Source organism: Nocardioides potassii, from assembly GCF_021648885.1.
GTDB lineage: Bacteria > Actinomycetota > Actinomycetes > Propionibacteriales > Nocardioidaceae > Nocardioides > Nocardioides potassii.
In genome coordinates, this window is record NZ_JAKJHZ010000009.1 from 344,815 (window position 1) to 362,252 (window position 17,438).

The 17,438-nt window shown below is 71.6% G+C and carries 18 protein-coding genes, 1 pseudogene and 1 riboswitch; of the genes and pseudogenes, 2 read left to right on the top strand and 17 right to left on the bottom strand.

All coding sequences use genetic code 11. From position 1 onward, the window contains the following. Positions 1–6 precede the first annotated feature (6 nt). The 14 genes from L2K70_RS15415 to L2K70_RS15480 all read right to left on the bottom strand — a co-directional run bounded on the left by L2K70_RS15415 (position 7) and on the right by L2K70_RS15480 (position 13,646). Positions 7–1,140 (bottom strand): XdhC family protein, encoded by a 1,134-nt coding sequence (locus tag L2K70_RS15415; RefSeq protein ID WP_236403132.1) that lies wholly within the window; start codon positions 1,138–1,140, stop codon positions 7–9. Beyond that, the gene (locus L2K70_RS15420; protein WP_236403138.1) at positions 1,133–2,260 is read right to left on the bottom strand and encodes a vWA domain-containing protein; all 1,128 of its coding nucleotides are present in this window, start codon (positions 2,258–2,260) and stop codon (positions 1,133–1,135) included. The genes L2K70_RS15415 and L2K70_RS15420 overlap by 8 nt, the downstream gene beginning before the upstream one ends. Further along, positions 2,257–3,150, bottom strand: coding sequence for an AAA family ATPase (locus tag L2K70_RS15425; protein WP_236403139.1), 894 nt, complete (start codon positions 3,148–3,150; stop codon positions 2,257–2,259). The genes L2K70_RS15420 and L2K70_RS15425 overlap by 4 nt, the downstream gene beginning before the upstream one ends. Before the next feature lie 52 nt (positions 3,151–3,202). Further along, positions 3,203–3,766 (bottom strand): nucleotidyltransferase family protein, encoded by a 564-nt coding sequence (locus L2K70_RS15430; RefSeq protein ID WP_236403140.1) that lies wholly within the window; start codon positions 3,764–3,766, stop codon positions 3,203–3,205. After that, the gene (locus tag L2K70_RS15435; protein WP_236403141.1) at positions 3,763–4,269 is read right to left on the bottom strand and encodes a hypothetical protein; all 507 of its coding nucleotides are present in this window, start codon (positions 4,267–4,269) and stop codon (positions 3,763–3,765) included. The genes L2K70_RS15430 and L2K70_RS15435 overlap by 4 nt, the downstream gene beginning before the upstream one ends. A gap of 80 nt (positions 4,270–4,349) precedes the next feature. Continuing rightward, positions 4,350–5,126, bottom strand: a complete 777-nt coding sequence (locus L2K70_RS15440; RefSeq protein WP_236403143.1) for a hypothetical protein — start codon at positions 5,124–5,126, stop codon at positions 4,350–4,352. Positions 5,127–5,161: 35 nt separating this feature from the next. Further along, a complete protein-coding gene (locus L2K70_RS15445) occupies positions 5,162–5,971 on the bottom strand; it encodes an ABC transporter permease (RefSeq protein WP_236403145.1) in 810 nt (269 codons plus the stop codon). Beyond that, on the bottom strand, positions 5,968–6,849 hold the full coding sequence (locus L2K70_RS15450; RefSeq protein WP_236403148.1) for an ABC transporter permease: 882 nt from the start codon (positions 6,847–6,849) through the stop codon (positions 5,968–5,970). Before L2K70_RS15450 ends, L2K70_RS15445 begins: the two co-directional genes overlap by 4 nt. A 3-nt stretch (positions 6,850–6,852) precedes the next feature. Then, positions 6,853–8,079, bottom strand: a complete 1,227-nt coding sequence (locus tag L2K70_RS15455) for an ABC transporter substrate-binding protein (RefSeq protein ID WP_236403150.1) — start codon at positions 8,077–8,079, stop codon at positions 6,853–6,855. After that, positions 8,076–9,122 (bottom strand): ABC transporter ATP-binding protein, encoded by a 1,047-nt coding sequence (locus L2K70_RS15460; RefSeq protein WP_236403152.1) that lies wholly within the window; start codon positions 9,120–9,122, stop codon positions 8,076–8,078. Before L2K70_RS15460 ends, L2K70_RS15455 begins: the two co-directional genes overlap by 4 nt. A 184-nt stretch (positions 9,123–9,306) precedes the next feature. After that, positions 9,307–10,935 carry a chaperonin GroEL gene (groL, locus tag L2K70_RS15465; protein WP_236403154.1) on the bottom strand — a complete coding sequence of 543 codons (1,629 nt, stop codon included), beginning with the start codon at positions 10,933–10,935 and terminating at the stop codon, positions 9,307–9,309. Between the two features lie 192 nt (positions 10,936–11,127). Then, a complete protein-coding gene (locus L2K70_RS15470) occupies positions 11,128–11,967 on the bottom strand; it encodes an ATP-grasp domain-containing protein (RefSeq protein ID WP_236403155.1) in 840 nt (279 codons plus the stop codon). Further along, positions 11,964–12,800 carry a hypothetical protein gene (locus L2K70_RS15475; RefSeq protein ID WP_236403156.1) on the bottom strand — a complete coding sequence of 279 codons (837 nt, stop codon included), beginning with the start codon at positions 12,798–12,800 and terminating at the stop codon, positions 11,964–11,966. The genes L2K70_RS15470 and L2K70_RS15475 overlap by 4 nt, the downstream gene beginning before the upstream one ends. 9 nt (positions 12,801–12,809) lie before the next feature. Next, complete coding sequence (locus L2K70_RS15480) at positions 12,810–13,646, bottom strand: SGNH/GDSL hydrolase family protein (protein WP_236403157.1); 837 nt, start codon at positions 13,644–13,646, stop codon at positions 12,810–12,812. A gap of 124 nt (positions 13,647–13,770) precedes the next feature. On the opposite strand from L2K70_RS15480, the gene L2K70_RS15485 reads away from it, so the two are divergent. Together L2K70_RS15485 and L2K70_RS15490 are read left to right on the top strand one after the other, a co-directional pair. Next, positions 13,771–14,991 (top strand): DUF2157 domain-containing protein, encoded by a 1,221-nt coding sequence (locus L2K70_RS15485; protein ID WP_236403158.1) that lies wholly within the window; start codon positions 13,771–13,773, stop codon positions 14,989–14,991. Next, the gene (locus tag L2K70_RS15490) at positions 14,988–15,452 is read left to right on the top strand and encodes a GDYXXLXY domain-containing protein (RefSeq protein WP_236403159.1); all 465 of its coding nucleotides are present in this window, start codon (positions 14,988–14,990) and stop codon (positions 15,450–15,452) included. The genes L2K70_RS15485 and L2K70_RS15490 overlap by 4 nt, the downstream gene beginning before the upstream one ends. A gap of 4 nt (positions 15,453–15,456) precedes the next feature. Here L2K70_RS15490 and L2K70_RS15495 read toward each other — a convergent pair. From L2K70_RS15495 to thrC, 3 genes and pseudogenes are all read right to left on the bottom strand, one after another. Then, positions 15,457–15,636, bottom strand: a pseudogene (locus tag L2K70_RS15495) (DUF6174 domain-containing protein); the annotation flags it as partial. A 19-nt stretch (positions 15,637–15,655) separates the two neighbouring features. Then, positions 15,656–15,931: a MoaD/ThiS family protein gene (locus tag L2K70_RS15500; protein ID WP_236403169.1), complete on the bottom strand. Its 276-nt coding sequence runs from the start codon at positions 15,929–15,931 to the stop codon at positions 15,656–15,658. A gap of 44 nt (positions 15,932–15,975) precedes the next feature. Then, positions 15,976–17,268, bottom strand: coding sequence for a threonine synthase (gene thrC, locus L2K70_RS15505; RefSeq protein ID WP_236403173.1), 1,293 nt, complete (start codon positions 17,266–17,268; stop codon positions 15,976–15,978). A 10-nt stretch (positions 17,269–17,278) separates the two neighbouring features. Beyond that, positions 17,279–17,416, bottom strand: a riboswitch (SAM riboswitch). Positions 17,417–17,438 lie beyond the last annotated feature (22 nt).

Sequence of the window (17,438 nt, forward strand, 5' to 3'; positions counted from 1 at the left end):
CCTCTCTCAGTCGTCGTGGTGGATGCGTCCCTGCGTCGACGCCAGCCGCTCCCCGGAACCGCCCCACTGCCGGGCGACGATCTCGGCGGCGATCGACACGGCCGTCTCCTCCGGGGTGCGCGCGCCGAGGTCGAGGCCGATCGGTGACGACAGGAGCGACAGCTCCGCGTCCGTCAGACCGGCGTCCACGAGCCGCTGCATCCGCTCGTCGTGGGTGCGTCGCGAGCCCATCGCGCCGATGTAGCCCGGGCGTACGTCGTCCTCGAGCCGCAGCGCCACCTCGAGCAGCGGCACGTCGAACTTCGGGTCGTGGGTGAGGACCGCCAGCACCGTGCGCCGGTCGATGCGGCCGGCGTCGAGCTCGGCCTGCAGGTAGCGGTGCGGCCAGTCGACGACGACCTCGTCGGCGCCGGGGAACCGCGAGCTGGTGGCGAAGACGGGGCGGGCGTCGCACACCGTCACGTGGTAGCCGAGGAACGACCCGACCTTGGCGACGGCGGCCGCGAAGTCGATCGCACCGAAGACCAGCATCCGGGGCTTGGGCGCGAAGCCCCACACGAAGACCCGCATGCCCTCGCCCCGGCGCTCGCCGTCGGGGCCGTAGGTCAGCGTCGCGTTGGTGCCGGCCGCCAGGATCCCGAGGGCGTCGTCGTGCACGGCGGCGTCCGCGCGCTCGGACCCGATGCTCCCCTCGGCGGGCGCGTCGGGCCGCACGACCATCCGCCGACCCAGCCACGCGGGGTCGGGGTGCTCGATCACGACGGCGACGGCGACGGGGCGACCGGCCTCGATGTCGGCGGCGACGTCCCCGAGCTGCGGGAAGGTGGTGCGCGAGACCTGCTCGACGTAGACGTCGAGGATCCCGCCGCAGGTGAGGCCGACGGCGAAGGCGTCGTCGTCGGAGACGCCGTACCGCTCGAGCACCGGCTCGCCCGAGTCGACGACGGACTGCGCGAGATCGTAGACAGCGCCCTCGACGCAGCCGCCCGACACGGACCCGACGGCGGTCTCGTCGGGGCCGACCAGCATGGACGCGCCGGGCGGTCGGGGCGCCGACCGGAAGGTGGCGACGACAGTGCCGACCCCGACCGTCTCGCCCGCCTCCCACCACTGCATCAGCTCGGGCAGCACGTCACGCACGGGAGACCACCTCCGTCAGCTCGGCAAAGGTCGCGAGCGAGTGCCCGGCGAGGAAGTCGTCACAGTGGGGCAAGGCGGCGACGACTCCGCCCTGCAGCGGCTCGTAGCCGGCCTTGCCGCGGTGCGGGTTGACCCACACGACACGGTGGGCGATCCGCTGGAGGCGCGCCATCTGCTCGCCGAGCAGCCCGGCGTCGCCGCGCTCCCAGCCGTCGCTGAACACCACGACCACGGCGCCGCGTGCCATCCCGCGCTGGCCCCACCTGTCGAGGAAGAACCGCAGCGTCTCGCCGAGGCGGGTGCCGCCGGACCAGTCCGGCACGACCTCGCCGGCGGCGACGATCGCGCGGTCGGCGTCGGGCGAGTGCAGGGCGCGGGTGACGTGGGTCAGCCGGGTGCCGACGGTGAAGGTCTCGACGGTCCCGCCCGCGGTCCGCGCCGACTGCGTCAGGCGGTGCGCGAGCCGCAGGAGCGCGTCGGCGTACGCGCTCATCGATCCGCTGACGTCGACGAGGAGCACCACGCGGCGGGGCCGCACGCCGCGGCGCCGCCAGGCGATCTCACCGGGCTCGCCGAGGTGGCGCAGCGAGCGGCGCAGCGTGCGGGACGCGTCGACCTCGCCGCGGTGCCACCTCTGGTGGCGGGCGGTACGACGGGTGGGCGGGCGCAGCGACAACCGGACGAACATCCGGTCCAGCCGCCGCTTCTCGGCCGCGTCGAGCGACGCGACGTCGCGGTGCTGGAGCACCTCTGCGGTGGATGCCGCGGCGCGGACCACGTCCTCGTCACCGTCGCCCTCGCCGCCACCCGCCGCCTCGGAGTCCGGCAGCAGGTGGGCGGTCGCCGGTCGCGAGGCGTCGCGCGGCCGGGCCTGCGGCAGCCCGTCGCGGGCGTTGAACCACGCGGCGAACACCTGGTCGTGCCGGAACAGGTCGTCGGGCGAGGCGCACAGGGTGGCCCGGCCGGCCCACCACGTCGCCTGCCGGTCGTCGGCGCCGACCTCGGCGACCGCGGCGAGGAAGGCCTGAGCCCGGTCCTGCGTGACGCCGACCCCCGCCGCACGCAGCGCGCGGGTGAAGCCGAGGAGCACCTCGTCGGCCTCGTGCTCGACGACAGTCATGCCTGGGCCATCATCCGGTCGAGGGCGGCCTTCACCCGGTCGGCGTCCTCGCGGTACTTGAGCAGCGCACCCAGGGTGGCGGCAGCGGAGGCGAGGTCGAGCTCGGCGGTGCCGAGGTAGGTCAGGGCGCGCGCCCAGTCGAGCGTCTCGGCGACGCCGGGCGGCTTCAGCAGGTCCTCGCGGGTCCGCAGCTGCTGCACGAGCCCGACCACCTGCCGGGCGAGCGTCTCGCTCACCTCGGGCGCCCGCGAGCGGACGATCTCGACCTCGCGGTCGAGGCCGGGGTGGTCGATCCAGTGGTAGAGGCAGCGCCGCTTGAGCGCGTCGTGGAGCTCGCGGGTGCGGTTGGACGTGAGCACCACCAGCGGCGGCTCCGCAGCGGCGACGGTGCCGAACTCGGGGATCGTCACCTGCCAGGTCGAGAGGACCTCGAGCAGGAACGCCTCGAACTCGTCGTCGGCCCGGTCGACCTCGTCGACCAGCAGGACCGCCGGCGCCTGCCGCAGGGCGGCGAGCACGGGCCGGGCGAGCAGGAACCGCTCGTCGTAGAGGCTCTTCTCGGCCTCGTCCGAGTCGACCTGGCCGGCGGCCTCGAGCGCGCGGAGGTGCAGGATCTGGCGGGGGAAGTCCCAGTCGTAGAGCGCCTGGCTGGCGTCGATCCCCTCGTAGCACTGCAGGCGCACGAGCGGCAGGCCGAGGCTCTCCGCGAGCGCCTCGGCGAGGGCGGTCTTCCCCGTGCCTGGCTCGCCCTCGAGGAGCAGCGGTCGCTGCATCCGGGCGGCCAGGAAGACGACCGTGGCGAGCTCGTCGTCGGCGAGGTAGCCCGTCGTGCCCAGCCGCGCGGCGACGTCCGCCGCGGAGTCGAGTCCACCGGCCACTGAGTCAGGCATGGCGTCAGGCTACGACCCGGCACGTTGGTCGGACGTTGGGTCCCGAGCAGCGTCAGCGGCTGTCCACGTCGGCACCGGTCGCCAGGTCGCCGCACTCGACCAGCCGGGTGGGGTGGGAGGCGAGGTAGTCCCGCGCACCGCGGTCGCCGGTCGCCACCTCGACCACGCCGGCCCAGTGGTCGCGACCGAGCAGCACCGGGTGGCCCGCCACGCCGTCGTACGACGCCCGCGCGAGGTCGCCCCGCCCGCCGGTCGTGCCGACGAGGCGCGCCACCACGGCGGCGTCGACGTCGGGGAGGTCGACCAACGAGACGAGGGCCGCGTCGTGGTCGGTCGTGGCGAGCGCCGTCAGCCCGGCACGCAGCGACGCGCCCATCCCCTCCGCCCAGTCGTCGGCCCGGACCCGGGAGACCGACATCGGCAGCAGAGCCGCCGCCCGCTCCGCCTCGGCGCCCAGCACGACGACGACCTCGGCGCACGGCCGCAGCGCCTGCACCGACCGCAGCAGCCACGACCTGCCGTCGGCATCCCGGGCGAGTGCCTTGGGACCGCCGAAGCGCTCCCCCGCACCCGCGGCCAGGAGCAGTCCGACGACCGACGGGGCGCCGGGGGTCACTGCGGGAAGGCCTCGGCGTACAGCGCCTCGAGCTCCGGGGACTTCTCCGCCGTGAAGCCGCACAGCGTCACCCGGTCGCCGGTGGCGCTGACGAGGTAGGTCTTGCCCTCCTCGAAGTCGACCGCCATCAGCAGGTCCTGGAGGTCCTTGCTCGGCGCCTCGACGGTCACCGTGGACGCGTCACCTCCGGTGTACCACTGGTCGACCTCCAGCGTCGCCGTACCACCCTCCATCGAGGCGACGGTCCCGGAGAACGCGGTGTCGAAGGTGGACAGCGTCTCGGCGGACGGCACCGCGCACTTCGCCGCGACCGAGCCGTCGGCGGTGAGGGCGAGCGTGCCGCCGTCGTTCGTGCCCTCGGGAGCGGAGCTCGACGAGGTCGTGCCGGCCGCGTCCCCGTCGGAGCCGGAGCCGGAGCCCGCGTCGGCGCCGCACGCGGTGAGGAAGGCGAGCACCACGAGGAGGGGTGCGGCGAGCAGGGTGCGGGAGCGGGCGGTCTTCACGGTTCCTCCTGGGCGGACCGGGCAGGTGCCATCACCGTGCCACACCGCTTCGACGCACTGGCGGTGCGCCACGTTCCGCATCAGTGGACCGTGGCATCGGTGTCGTCCTCACCCTGCTCCTCGTCGATCCGGCGCCGCAGCCGGCCCATGCCGGGGATCTTGGCGAGCATGTCGTTGAGCTCGCGGGCGACGGTGAGGAGGTCGTGCACGTCGGGTGCGACGCTGCCGAGCGTGGCGAGCACGGGCATCACGTCCTTCTCCAACGAGTCCGTGAGCTCGGGCAGCTGGTCGACGAGCCGCACGAGCGCCTCGACCTCGGCGGGGCTGGTCGTGTCGGCGAGGGTCTGCAGCGTCGGCTGGAGGGTCGTCAGGGGCGGCTCGAGGACGTCCATCAGGGACGCGGCCCGGCCCACCTGCACGGCCGCTCCGTCGACGACCTTGCCGACGCCGTCGACCTGCTGCCTCGCATCGTCCACGACGGCCCCGACCCGGCCGATCTGCTCCTTCGCCCCGTCGACCACGTCGCCGACGCGACCGATCTGCTCCTGCGCCCCGTCCACGACGGTGCCCACGCGCACGATCTGCTGGTGCGCGTCGTCCACGACGCCCCCGACGCGCTCGACCTGCCGGGTCGCGGCGTCGACGACGGTGCCCACCCGGGTGATCTCGACCTCGGCGGCTCCGACGACGTGCTCCACGCGATCGATGACCGACGAGGCACGACCGAGCAGGACCTCGGCCTGGCCCAGCAGCGCGAGCGCCCGGGGCACGGCGCCGATGAGCGCCTCGACCTGGTCACCGCCCCGCTCGAGGGCGGACAGGACGTCGCGGGGTCCGGGCACGGCGGGCAGGCGCATGCGCCATTCCTACCAACCCGGACCTCGCACGGCACCTACCGCGCGGCGGCCACCGACTCGTCGGTGCCGGCCAGCTTCTGGGAGATCCAGATCGGGACGACCGACAGCACGATCAGGGCGGCAGCGACCACGTTGACCACCGGGGCCTGGTTGGGCCGGAAGAGGTTCTGGTAGATCCAGATCGGGAGCGTCTGGATGCCCTGGCCCGCGGTGAACGTGGTCACGATGATCTCGTCGAAGGACAGGGCGAAGGACAGCAGGCCACCGGCCAGGAGCGCCGAGCGCATCATCGGCAGCGTCACCGACCAGAAGGTGCGGAAGGTGCCGGCGCCGAGGTCCATCGACGCCTCCTCGAGGTTGCCGCCGAGCCGGCGCAGCCGGGCGATGGCGTTGTTGAAGACCGTGACGATGCAGAAGGTCGCGTGCGAGACGACCAGCGTGAGCATCCCGAGCTGGATGCCGAACATCGTGAGGAACGCGTTGGCCAGCGCGATGCCCGTGACCACGCCGGGCAGCGCGATCGGCAGGATGATGAGCAGCGAGACGGTGTCGCGGCCGAAGAAGCGGAACCGCTGCAGCGCCAGCGCGGCCATTGTTCCCAGCACGAGCGCGATCGCCGTCGCGATGAGCGCGACCTCGAGCGAGACCACGATGGCGTTGCGCGCACCGTCGCTCTCGAGCGCGGCGGACCACCACCGTGTGGTGAGACCGGGTGGCGGCCACTCGAACGTGCGCGAGGTGTTGAACGAGTTCAGCACCACCAGGGCGAGCGGTGCGTAGACGAAGAGCAGCACCAGTGCGGTGAACAGGCGCAGCAGCGCCCTCGTCGGGCCGGAGAAGGTCATAGCGAGTCCAGCGCTCCCGTCCGTCGTACGGCCGCGAGGTAGACGAGCATCGCGGCGACCGGGATCGTCGCCACCGCAGCGGCGAAGGGCAGGTTGTTGCCGGTGAGGAACGAGTCGTAGACGACGTTGCCGAGCATCTGGTTGGCCCCGCCGACGATCTTCACCGCGATGTAGTCGCCGAGGGTCAGCGAGAAGGTGAAGATCGACCCGGCGACCGCGGCCGGGAAGAGCACCGGCAGCACGACCCGGCGCATCGTCGTACCGGTGCCGGCGCCGAGGTCGGCGGAGGCCTCGATGAGCGAGCTCGGCAGCCGCTCGAGACCGGCGTACATCGGCAGGATCATGTAGGGCAGCCAGAGGTACGACAGCGTCAGCACGGTGGCCGCCAGACCGTATCCGGGCGAGATGCCGACGGAGTCGAGCGGACCGCCGCTGGCGAACATCCCCCGCCAGGCATAGGCCTTGACGAGGTACGACGCCCACAGGGGCGTCAGCACCGCTATCACCAGGATCCGCTGGAGCCGCGGCGAGGCGACCTTCGCCATGTAGAGGGCGATCGGGAACGCGAGCAGCGCGTCGATCACCGTGACGAGCGCCGCGATGAGCAGCGTGCGGACCGTGATGGTCCGGTAGACCTCGATCGTGAACAGGTCGCGGTAGTTGTCGAGGTTCCAGATCCGCTCGATGTTGCCGCCGAAGGCGTCGACCGACCACAGCGAGGTGATGAACAGCGCCGCAAGCGAGCCGAGGTAGAGCACCCCGAGCCAGAGCATCGGCGGTCCCAGCAGCAGCCCGAGCCGGAGCCGCGGATGGCGGTGGAGCACCCCTGAGCGGGATGCCGCACCTCCCCCCGGTCGCTCGAGCTGCTGCTGGGTCACGGGTCAGCCCTTGATCTCGGTCCAGGCCTGCGTCCAGTCCTGGTACGTCGTGCACGTCACGTCGGTGCGTCCGTCCAGGCACTGCTCGATCGGCGTGGTCCAGTAGTGGATCTTCTCGGCGTAGGCCTCGTCACCGGCGTGGTAGGACTCGCAGAAGCCCTTGCTCGTCAGGTCGCACGCCTTCTCGTTGGCCGGGGCCTCGCCGAACCACTCCGCGACGGCCGCGTTGGCCTCCGGGCTGATGATGTGGTTCATCCAGGCGTAGGCGCAGTTGGGGTGCTCGGTCTTCGACGACACCATCCAGGTGTCCGACCAGCCGGTCGAGCCCTCGTCGGGCAGGAACGCCTCGACCTTCGCGCCCTCGGACTGCGCCAGGTTCGCGATCACCTGCCACGTGGTGCCGACGACCGAGTCGCCGGTCTTGAAGGCCTGCGTCTCCTTCAGGTAGTCCGACCAGTACTCACCGACGTTGTCGCGCTGGGCCTTCAGCAGGTCGACGGCCGCGGCGAGCTGGTCCGCGTCGAGCGCGTACGGGTCCTTGATGCCGAGGTCGGGCTGGGTGTTCATCAGGTAGAGCGCCGCGTCGGCGATGTAGATCGGGGAGTCGTACGCCGTCACCTTGCCGCTGTAGGTGCCGGCGTCGTCGAACACCGCGCTCCAGCTCGTCGGCGCCGGGTCCACGACGTCGGTGTTGTACATGAGCAGGTTCGCGCCGTAGCCGTGCGGGACGCCGTACATCTGGCCGCCGACGGAGTTCCAGTCGCGGTCCTTGAGGAAGGGCCACACGTCGGCGTAGTTGTCGATGAGGTCGGTGTTGACCGGGGCGACGTCACCGCCGGCGATGAGTCGCAGGGAGGCGTCGCCCGAGGCCGACACGACGTCGTACTGCCCGGACTTCATCAGGCTCACGGCCTCGTCGGAGGTGCCGAAGTACTTCACCTCCACCTGGCAGCCGGTCTCCTTCTCGAACGGGGTCACCCAGTCGACGGACTTGTCGGTCGAGCCGTCCTCGGCGTAGCCGGGCCAGGCGAGCACGCTGAGCGATCCCTCGTTGTCACCGAGGGACTCGGCCATCGGGATGTCGGGTGCGGTGAACCCGCCCTGTTCCTCCGAGCCGGTGTTGCCACCGCCCCCGCCTCCGTCGTCGTCGCCGCTGGACGTCCCGCAGCCGACCAGCGCCAGCGCGAGCACCGCGCCGGTCGCCACCCGGGCCATCGTCGTTCTCCTCATGACTCCTCCTTCTGGAGCTGTTGATCTGCGCCGAGCTCGATGACGTGCTCGGGAGCCCATCCGACGGTGACCCGCTGACCGCGCAGGGCCATCGCCTCGTCGGTGGTGCCGCGCAGGTTCTGGCGCAGCACGGTGAGGGTGGGCCCGGCGTCGAGCCGGACCAGGTAGTGGTTGACCGACCCGAGGTAGACGACGTCGTGCACCACACCGGGCGCGGTCGCGTCGCCGTCGTGGACCTCGTCGCCGAGGTGGATCTTCTCGGGCCGGATGCTGAAGGTGCCGGCCCGGCCCACGAGGCTGCGCGCCGCCTCGCCCTCGAGGAGGTTGGAGGTGCCGACGAAGCCGGCCACGAACGGCGACGCCGGGCTCTCGTAGAGGTCGGCCGGGGCGGCCACCTGCTCGATGCGACCGTCGCGGAAGACCGCGATCCGGTCGCTCATCGTCAGGGCCTCCTCCTGGTCGTGGGTGACGAACACGAAGGTGATGCCGACGTCGCGCTGGATGTCCTTGAGCTCGAGCTGCATCGCGCGGCGGAGCTTGAGGTCGAGGGCACCGAGCGGCTCGTCGAGCAGCAGCACCCGGGGCCGGTTGACCAGCGCGCGGGCGAGCGCGACGCGCTGCCGCTGGCCACCGGAGAGCTGCGTCGGCCGGCGCCCGGCGTAGCCGGCGAGCTGGACGGACTCGAGGGCGGCCATCGCCCGCTCGCGTCGCTCGGCCCGCGGCACCTTCTTCACCCGCAGTCCGTACTCGACGTTGGCGAGCACGTCCATGTGCGGGAAGAGCGCGTAGTCCTGGAAGACCGTGTTGACGTCGCGGGCGAAGGGCGGTCGGCCCGTGACGTCCTGGCCGGCGAGGCGGACCGTCCCGGAGGTCGGCTGCTCGAAGCCGGCGATCATGCGGAGCACCGTGGTCTTGCCCGAGCCGCTCGGGCCGAGCATCGAGAAGAACTCGCCGTCGCGGATGGTGAGGTCGACGCCGTCGACGGCCGTGACGTCGCCGAAGGACTTGGTCAGGGCGACGAGCTCGACGGCTGGTGTGCTCAAGCGGGACCCCTCGAGGACGAGACGACGGATTGCGTGCCGGGCCTCACGCTAGGGGACGGATCCCTGCGCGGGCAGGCACCGAACATCACGATTCGGTAGAGGTCCAGACAGGCGCGGACGACAGCAGGGCCCCCGCCGGGAAGCGGGGGCCCTGCTGGTGGAGAGGTGGAGCGTCAGGCTTCGATCAGAAGTCCATGCCGCCCATGCCGCCCATGTCGCCGCCGGGCATGGCCGGCGCCTTCTCGGGCTTGTCGGCCACGACGGCCTCAGTGGTGAGGAACAGCGCGGCGATCGATGCGGCGTTCTGCAGCGCGGAGCGGGTGACCTTGGCCGGGTCGATGATGCCCTCGGCGATCATGTCGACGTAGTCACCGGTCGCGGCGTTGAGGCCGTGACCGGCCTCGAGGTTCGCGACCTTCTCCGCCACGACGCCGCCCTCGAGACCGGCGTTGACCGCGATCTGCTTGAGGGGGGCCGAGGTGGCGACGCGCACGATGTTGGCGCCGGTGGCCTCGTCGCCCGACAGGTCGAGCTTGTCGAACGCGGTGGCAGCAGCCTGGACGAGCGCGACGCCGCCGCCGGCGACGATGCCCTCCTCGACCGCAGCCTTGGCGTTGCGGACGGCGTCCTCGATGCGGTGCTTGCGCTCCTTGAGCTCGACCTCGGTGGCCGCGCCGACCTTGATGACGGCCACGCCGCCGGCGAGCTTGGCGAGGCGCTCCTGGAGCTTCTCGCGGTCGTAGTCGGAGTCCGACTTCTCGATCTCGGCGCGGATCTGGTTGACCCGGCCCTCGATCTGGGCCTGGTCGCCGGCGCCCTCGACGATGGTGGTCTCGTCCTTGGTGATGACGACCTTGCGGGCCTGGCCGAGCAGCTCGAGACCAGCGGTGTCGAGCTTGAGGCCGACCTCCTCGGAGATGACCTGGCCACCGGTGAGGATGGCGATGTCCTGGAGCATGGCCTTGCGGCGGTCACCGAAGCCGGGGGCCTTGACGGCCACGGAGCGGAAGGTGCCCTTGATCTTGTTGACGACCAGGGTCGACAGCGCCTCGCCGTCGACGTCCTCGGCGATGATCAGCAGCGGCTTGCCGGACTGCATGACCTTCTCCAGCAGCGGGAGCAGGTCCTTGACCGTCGACACCTTGGAGTTGGCGATGAGGACGTAGGGGTCCTCCAGCACGGCCTCCATGCGCTCGAGGTCGGTGGCGAAGTAGGCCGAGATGTAGCCCTTGTCGAACCGCATGCCCTCGGTCAGCTCGAGGTCCAGCCCGAAGGTGTTGGACTCCTCGACGGTGATGACGCCTTCCTTGCCGACCTTGTCCATCGCCTCGGCGATGATCTCGCCGACGGTGGTGTCAGCGGCGGAGATCGACGCGGTGGACGCGATCTGCTCCTTGGTCTCGACGTCCTTCGCCATGGCGAGCAGCTGCTCGGACACGGCGGCGACGGCGGCCTCGATGCCGCGCTTCAGGCCCATCGGGTTGGCGCCGGCCGCGACGTTGCGCAGGCCCTCGCGGACCATGGCCTGGGCGAGCACGGTGGCCGTCGTCGTGCCGTCACCGGCGACGTCGTCGGTCTTCTTGGCGACCTCCTTGACCAGCTCGGCGCCGATCTTCTCGTAGGGGTCCTCCAGCTCGATCTCCTTGGCGATCGAGACGCCGTCGTTGGTGATCGTGGGGGCGCCCCACTTCTTCTCCAGGACGACGTTGCGGCCCTTGGGGCCGAGGGTGACCTTGACCGCGTCGGCGAGGGTGTTCATACCCCGCTCGAGCCCGCGGCGGGCCTCCTCGTTGAAAGCAATCAGCTTCGGCATGGCTCTTCGCGATTCCTTCGACGTGAGTCTGTGTGGGGACCTCAGGCGGGCTGCCCGCGACGGACGGACCGCTCCCCCGGCGATCCATTCACGCCGGCTTCGCGGACCTCAGCATCACCTGGGTCGTTGTCACTCTCATGACGAGAGTGCCAACCTCATGTTTAGCACTCGACCCCCGAGAGTGCAAACGGCTCAGCCGAGCCTCCGGACGACCATCTCGGCGAACGGATCGGCGTTGCCCGGCGCCACGTCGAGGTAGAGCCCGGGCTCGATCAGCTCGAGCTCGCCGACCACCCACCGCTCCGCCCACCACAGCATGTCCACGCGCCCGTAGTCGAGCCGTCGGCCGAAGCGCGCCTCCGCCTCCGCGAGGGCCGCGAGCGCCAGGTCCACGCACGCCGGGTCGAGCGGCACCACGGTCGACGAGCCGCCGTACTCCTCGTGCACCCGCACTTCCTCGCCCACCGGCACCTTGACGACCTGGCACACCGGTACACCGTCGATGACGAAGACAGAGACCTCGCCGCGCGTGCGGATCGAGGTGACCAGCGGCTGTACGACGACCGCGCCGGCCTCCACGTGCACCTCGGCCGCTGCCTGGTCGAGACCGGCGCCGAGGACGGACAGGCCGATGCCGCCGGCACCGACGGCGGGCTTGACGACCGCAGTGCCGAGGTCGTCGACAGCGGCGACGAGCTGGGCGGCGCTGGTGACCCACGCGGTCGGCACCGTGGGGAGCCGGTGGAGGTCCAGGAGGTAGCGCTTGTCGTGGTTCCACGCGAAGACGTCGGCGCCGTTGAGCAGTCGCTCCTGCTCGAGCGAGCGCGCCCACGCGAGGAACTCCTCGGGCCGCTCGGTGTAGTCCCACGGTGAGCGTGCCGCGACCAGCGATGCCGACGACCAGTCGACGGACGCGTCGTCCCACACGACCCACCGCGAGTCGACGCCGCGCGCGCCGAGGGCCGCGTCCAGCGCAGCCGCACCCGGCTCACCGGCCGGGAGGTCCCGACTGGTGACGAGGAGGACCGTCATGAGGAAGGCAGCTCCGACTTGCCGTAGAGCTCGTGGGCGACGGCGTCGCGGTTGGAGCCCTCGCGGTTGTCGCCCTTCTCGATGATCACGAGGTTGTGGTAGCAGTGCACGGCCCGGACCCACTGGTCGGTGTAGGTGGGCTCGTAGCCCTCGACGAGGAACTCCTCGTGGTTGAGGCCGTCGATCAGGTCCTTGACGAGGTCCATCGAGGTGCCCGGCGCGCGGGGGTCGATCTCCCCGCCCCAGGCCGGCCAGTAGGAGGTCTGGATGTCCTCGATGCAGTAGATCCCGCCGTCGGGCATCTGCGGGAAGAGGATCCTGAACGACTCGCGCACGTGGGCGGGGATGTGGCTGCCGTCGTCGATGACGACAAGCGGAGCCCCCTGCTCGTCGATGATCCGGCTGAGGATCTCCGGGTCGGTCTGGTCGCCGAGGTAGGTGTGGATGTGGCCGCGGGTCAGCCACGTCTTGTCCTCGATGTCGAGGCCGACGATGCGCGCGCGGGGGAAGAACCAGCGCCACATCTTCATCGAGGCGCCGCTCTTGCGCCGCTTCTTGTAGCCGCCGATGCCGAGCTCGAGCAGCGTGAACGACTCGCCGCGCAGGTGCTCGAGGTGGCGCTCGTAGTGGGGGGTGTAGCGGTGCACGCCCCACTTGTCGGTCTTGAACTCGATGGCGAGCTCGGTCAGGTTGCTTGCGAGCAGCCGCTTGCGGCGCTCGGCCTTCGGGTCCGCGGCGACGGGCGGCTCCGGTGCGGGCGGCTCCTGCAGGCGCCCCGCCTTCTGGGCGGCCCTCTTGACGACCTGTCCGGCTCGTCGAGCAGTCGTTCGCACCCGCGAACCCTAACCTGACCCGTCGGCCGCGGGTGCGTGGTGCCCGAACGGCAGGTCCTGCACCACCCCCAGCGCGGTCAGCACCGACGGGAGCATGGCCTTCGCGGTCCGCTTGTACCCGTGCGCACTGGGGTGGAGGCGGTCGAGGCTGAACATCTCGTCGGGGTTGGTGATGAAGAACGGACCCACCACGTGCGCCAGCGAGACGACGTGCGCGCCGTGCTCGAGCGCGGCCACCCGCTGCGCCTCCGCGAGCTGGCGGGAGGCTCGCGAGCCCAGCGATCGCAGCGGTTGCGGCACCGGTCGCAGCGCACCGAGGTCGGGGCACGTCCCGACGACGACACCCGCGCCTCGGGCCCGCAGCGCGTCGACGGCGTCCACGAGGTGACGCACCGAATCGGCCACCGGCACGCGGTGCGTGACGTCGTTGCCGCCGACCACGACGACCGCGACGTCGGGGGCGTACGACGCCGGCAGCGACGCGAGCTGCCCGGCGAGCATGCTGCTCTCCGAACCCACTACGGCCGCGGTGCGCAGGCGCACGGAGCGACGCTCGTGGCGGGCGATCCCGCGCGCCAGCCGGCCACCGAGGGTGTGCTTGGCCTTCTCCGCGCCGAGACCGGCGGCGATGGAGTCCCCGACGACGAGCAGGTCCACCGGGTCGCCGTACGACTTCTTCCAGTGCCGGTCCGCGTCGGGCGGCTGCTGTCCGAGCGGCTTCCCGATGGCGCGTCGGGCCTGTGCGGCTTGGCGCGCGAGCAGCCCACGGGCGCCGTAGGCGGCTCCCGCCACGGCGCCGCCAGCCATCGTCAGGGCCACGCCGGTCCGGGTCAGGTGCGTTCCCACGCCCCTCTTCAACCACACCGAGGTGGACCGCCGCCCAACCCCGGGCGACGCAGGGCCCAACGGCTCACGCAGGTTGGGTCCTCGTACTCAGGACGTCCGCTCCCGCCGTGGTCACGCTGACGGTATGACGCACACTGCCCTCCTGCCCACCCGCTCCGTGCCGCCGCACCAGCTGGCCTGGCTGCGGACCGAGGTCGCCGACTGGACCTCGCGGGGGATCATCACCCCCGACCAGGCCGCCCGGATCTGCGAGACCTACCGCTCCGACCAGCACGCCCGCTCGAGCATCGGCCGCGTCCTGCTCAGCGTCGGCGGCGGCTTCGTCGGCATCGGCCTCATCTGGCTCGTCGCCGCCAACCTCGAGCAGCTCTCCCCGACGGCCCGCTTCGTCGCGGTGACCGCCCTCTGGCTGGTGTTCCTCGCCAGTGGCGAGGTCCTCGCCGCCCGGAGGTCGTCGCCCGCCCTCGTCGGCGCTGTCCGGCTCCTCGCCGCGCTCGGCACCGGTGCCGTGGTCTTCCAGGCCGCCCAGTCCCTCCAGGTCCCCGCCTTCGAGCCGCGCCTGCTCGGGCTCTGGGGCGCCGGCGCGCTGCTGCACGGCTACCTCGTCCGCGCGCACGTGCCGTTCGTCGTCGGCCTTCTGGCCGGGCTCGGCTGGTGGTTCGCCCAGCCCCTGTGGGACGAGCAGAGCGGCCTCACCGTCGTCGTCCTCCTGGGTGCCGCGTCCGTGCTCGCCGCCGGCCTCGCGGTCGTCCACGACGGCCGGCTCCCCCGCTTCGCCCGGACCTGGCGCACCGTCGCGGGCGGCATGGCACTGCTGGCGCTGTTCGCCGCTGCCGTCCCCGACATCGGCAGCGACGGGGTCCGCTGGACACCGTGGCTCGTCGTCACCCTCGCCGCCGCCGGGCTCGCGGCCCTCGCCGCGCTCCTCGTCGGCAACGGCGTACGACGTCTCGAGCCTGTCGGCGCGCTGGCCGTCCTGGCTGCCGCGACGCTGCTCGGCCTATGGTCGACCGGCTCAGACGTGAGCGACGTCGACGCGTCCGACTGGTTGCACGCCGCGGTCTCCGTCGGTGCCTACGTCGTCCTCGCCGTCGCGCTGGTGGCGCTCGGGACGGTCCGCGAGCACTCCACCCTGACGTGGATGGCGATGAGCGGGCTCGTGGTCTTCACGACCTTCCAGAGCTTCGCCGTCTTCGCCCCCATCGTCACGGGCGCCTGGCTCTTCGTGGTGCTCGGCACCGTCTTCCTCGGCTCCGGCTTCATCGCCGACCGCGGCCGCCGCGAGCTGGTCCAGGCCCTCGACTCCACCGCCACCGACGTCGACTCGGACGGAGCACCCCGATGAACCGCATCGCCTCCACGGCCGTGATCGCCCTGGGCCAGCTCGCCCTCGTCGGCGTGGCCGTCGCACCCCAGCTCTCCGCGCGCGTGCTCGGCGACACGTACGTCGTCCGGGTGGCGCCCGTCGACCCCGTCGACCCGTTCCGAGGGGCCTACGTCGCCCTCGACTACCCCGACCTGCACCACGACCCGTCGTCGTCCGGCGACGGCGGCGACCTCTACGTCACTCTGGTCGAGGACGGCGGGGTCTGGACCGCCGGCGAGTGGTCGCGCGAGCGCCCGGCCGACGGGCCCTACCTCGCCTGCGACGACCGCTCGTGGCAGGTCCGCTGCGGGATCGAGAGCTTCTTCCTCCCGCAGGACCGGGCGCACGAGACCGAGCGTCTCCTGCAGGACGGCGCGGTGGCCGAGATCACGGTCGACGCACGCGGCAACGCCGCTGTGGTCGGCGTACGGGCTCGATGACGCCTCAGAGCCTGCTCGCGGTCACGGAGTAGTAGGTCTCCTCGTCGGCGACCGTCGCGCGGGGGTCGACCACGATCGAGCGCGGCACGCCGCGCCGGGTCCAGTCGACGTCGACCCGGTCGGCCTCCGCCCGGGCCTCCCGGACCAACGAGTAGAGCTCGTCCATCGACCAGCTGCGGGCGGCACGGGCCCGGTTCCGTCGCTCAGCCTCCGGCCACGGCCGGGATGACCGAGATCTGCACGCCGTCGGGCGTCGGGGTGTCGAGCTCGTCGAGGAAGCGCACGTCGTCGTTGCCGACGTACACGTTGACGAAGCGCCGCAGCTTGCCGGCCTCGTCGAGGATGCGGCCCTTGATGCCGGCGTAGCTGGCGTCGAGGTCGTCGAGGACCGCGGCCAGGGTGTCGCCCTCGGCGCTCACCTCGGACTCACCACCGGTGTAGGTGCGCAGGATGGTGGGGATGCGGACCGAGACGCTCATGTGCTCTCTTTCTTTCGGTGGTTGAGGTGCGAGCCTCGAAACCCTCAGAGGACGCCGGACGCCACGAAGGCGTCGTAGGACGGCGCGATGGTGGCGGCGGGGCCGACGCGGTCGGCGACCGCGTCGAGGGTCTTGAGGCCCATGCCGGTGTTGATGACGACGGTCTCGAGCGAGGTGTCGAGCTGGCCGGTCTCGACGAGCTTCTTCAGCACGCCGACGGTCGTGCCTCCGGCAGTCTCGGTGAAGATGCCCTCGGTGCGGGCGAGGAGCAGGATGCCCTCGCGGACCTCGTCGTCGCTGATGTCCTCGACGGCGCCACCGCTGTTCCGGCAGATGTCGAGGACGTAGATGCCGTCGGCCGGGTTGCCGATCGCGAGGCTCTTGGCGATCGTGTCGGGCTTCACCGGGCGGATCGCGTCGGTGCCGGCCTTGTAGGCGACCGAGACCGGCGAGCAGCCGGTGGCCTGGGCCCCGAAGACCTTGTAGGGCTTGTCCTCGACGAGGCCGAGCGCGATGAGCTCCTTGAATGCCTTGTCGACCTTCGTCAGCTGCGAGCCCGAGGCGACGGGGATGACGATCTGGTCGGGCAGCCGCCAGCCGAGCTGCTCGGCGATCTCGTAGCCGAGCGTCTTGGATCCCTCGGCGTAGAAGGGGCGCACGTTCACGTTGACGAACGCCCAGCCCTCCTCCTCGCCGGCGATCTCGGAGGCGAGCTTGTTGACGTCGTCGTAGTTGCCGTCGACGGCGACCAGGCGGTCGGTGTAGACGGCCGAGTTCACCTGCTTGGGCTTCTCGAGGTTGCTCGGGATGAAGACGACCGTCGTGATGCCGGCGCGGGCACCGGCCGCGGCGACCGCGTTGGCGAGGTTGCCGGTCGAGGGGCAGGCGAAGACCTTCGCGTCGAGCTCGCGGGCCGCGCTGAGGGCGCAGGCGACGACGCGGTCCTTGAAGGAGTTGGTCGGGTTGGTCGAGTCGTCCTTGACCCAGAGCTTGTCGATGCCGAGCTCGCGGGCGAGGTTCCTCGCCTCGAGCAGCCGGGTGAAGCCGGGCTCGGTGTTGGGGCTCTGCTCGATGTCGTCGGGCACCGGGAGCAGCGCCTTGTAGCGCCAGATGTTGCGGGGGCCGGCGGCGATCTCCTCGCGCGTCACGGCCGGGAAGTCGTAGGCCACCTCGAGGGGGCCGAAGCACTCCGGACAGGCGTACGACGGTCCGAGCTCGACCTCGTGCCCGCACTCGCGACAGGAGAGCGAACGGGCGTTGCCGAAGGCGCCCTCGCGCAGCCCGCGGCCTCCGCCCTCGGTCGTGGCGGTGGTGTTCTCGTCCAGCACGGTGCTCATGAAGTCCTCCTTCTCATCTGTCCCCGCGACTCTCGCGTGGGTCGGATTTGGCACCTGCTCCCATGGCTGCCGGACGGACCGGACAGGAGGCTCATGGGTGGTTGCCGGGACTTCGTCGGGCCGTTCCCTCAGTCCCTCGTGATGAGCAGGACCAGAGTAGGCGGGACGGC

What these genes read in the sequence shown, in the direction of transcription:
- L2K70_RS15420 (WP_236403138.1), bottom strand. Translation starts at nt 2,260, where the DNA reads ATGACTGTCGTCGAGCACGAGGCCGACGAGGTGCTCCTCGGCTTCACC.
- L2K70_RS15425 (WP_236403139.1), bottom strand. Translation starts at nt 3,150, where the DNA reads ATGCCTGACTCAGTGGCCGGTGGACTCGACTCCGCGGCGGACGTCGCC.
- L2K70_RS15440 (WP_236403143.1), bottom strand. Translation starts at nt 5,126, where the DNA reads ATGCGCCTGCCCGCCGTGCCCGGACCCCGCGACGTCCTGTCCGCCCTC.
- L2K70_RS15445 (WP_236403145.1), bottom strand. Translation starts at nt 5,971, where the DNA reads ATGACCTTCTCCGGCCCGACGAGGGCGCTGCTGCGCCTGTTCACCGCA.
- L2K70_RS15455 (WP_236403150.1), bottom strand. Translation starts at nt 8,079, where the DNA reads ATGAGGAGAACGACGATGGCCCGGGTGGCGACCGGCGCGGTGCTCGCG.
- groL (WP_236403154.1), bottom strand. Translation starts at nt 10,935, where the DNA reads ATGCCGAAGCTGATTGCTTTCAACGAGGAGGCCCGCCGCGGGCTCGAG.
- L2K70_RS15470 (WP_236403155.1), bottom strand. Translation starts at nt 11,967, where the DNA reads ATGACGGTCCTCCTCGTCACCAGTCGGGACCTCCCGGCCGGTGAGCCG.
- L2K70_RS15485 (WP_236403158.1), top strand. Translation starts at nt 13,771, where the DNA reads ATGACGCACACTGCCCTCCTGCCCACCCGCTCCGTGCCGCCGCACCAG.
- L2K70_RS15490 (WP_236403159.1), top strand. Translation starts at nt 14,988, where the DNA reads ATGAACCGCATCGCCTCCACGGCCGTGATCGCCCTGGGCCAGCTCGCC.
- L2K70_RS15500 (WP_236403169.1), bottom strand. Translation starts at nt 15,931, where the DNA reads ATGAGCGTCTCGGTCCGCATCCCCACCATCCTGCGCACCTACACCGGT.
- thrC (WP_236403173.1), bottom strand. Translation starts at nt 17,268, where the DNA reads ATGAGCACCGTGCTGGACGAGAACACCACCGCCACGACCGAGGGCGGA.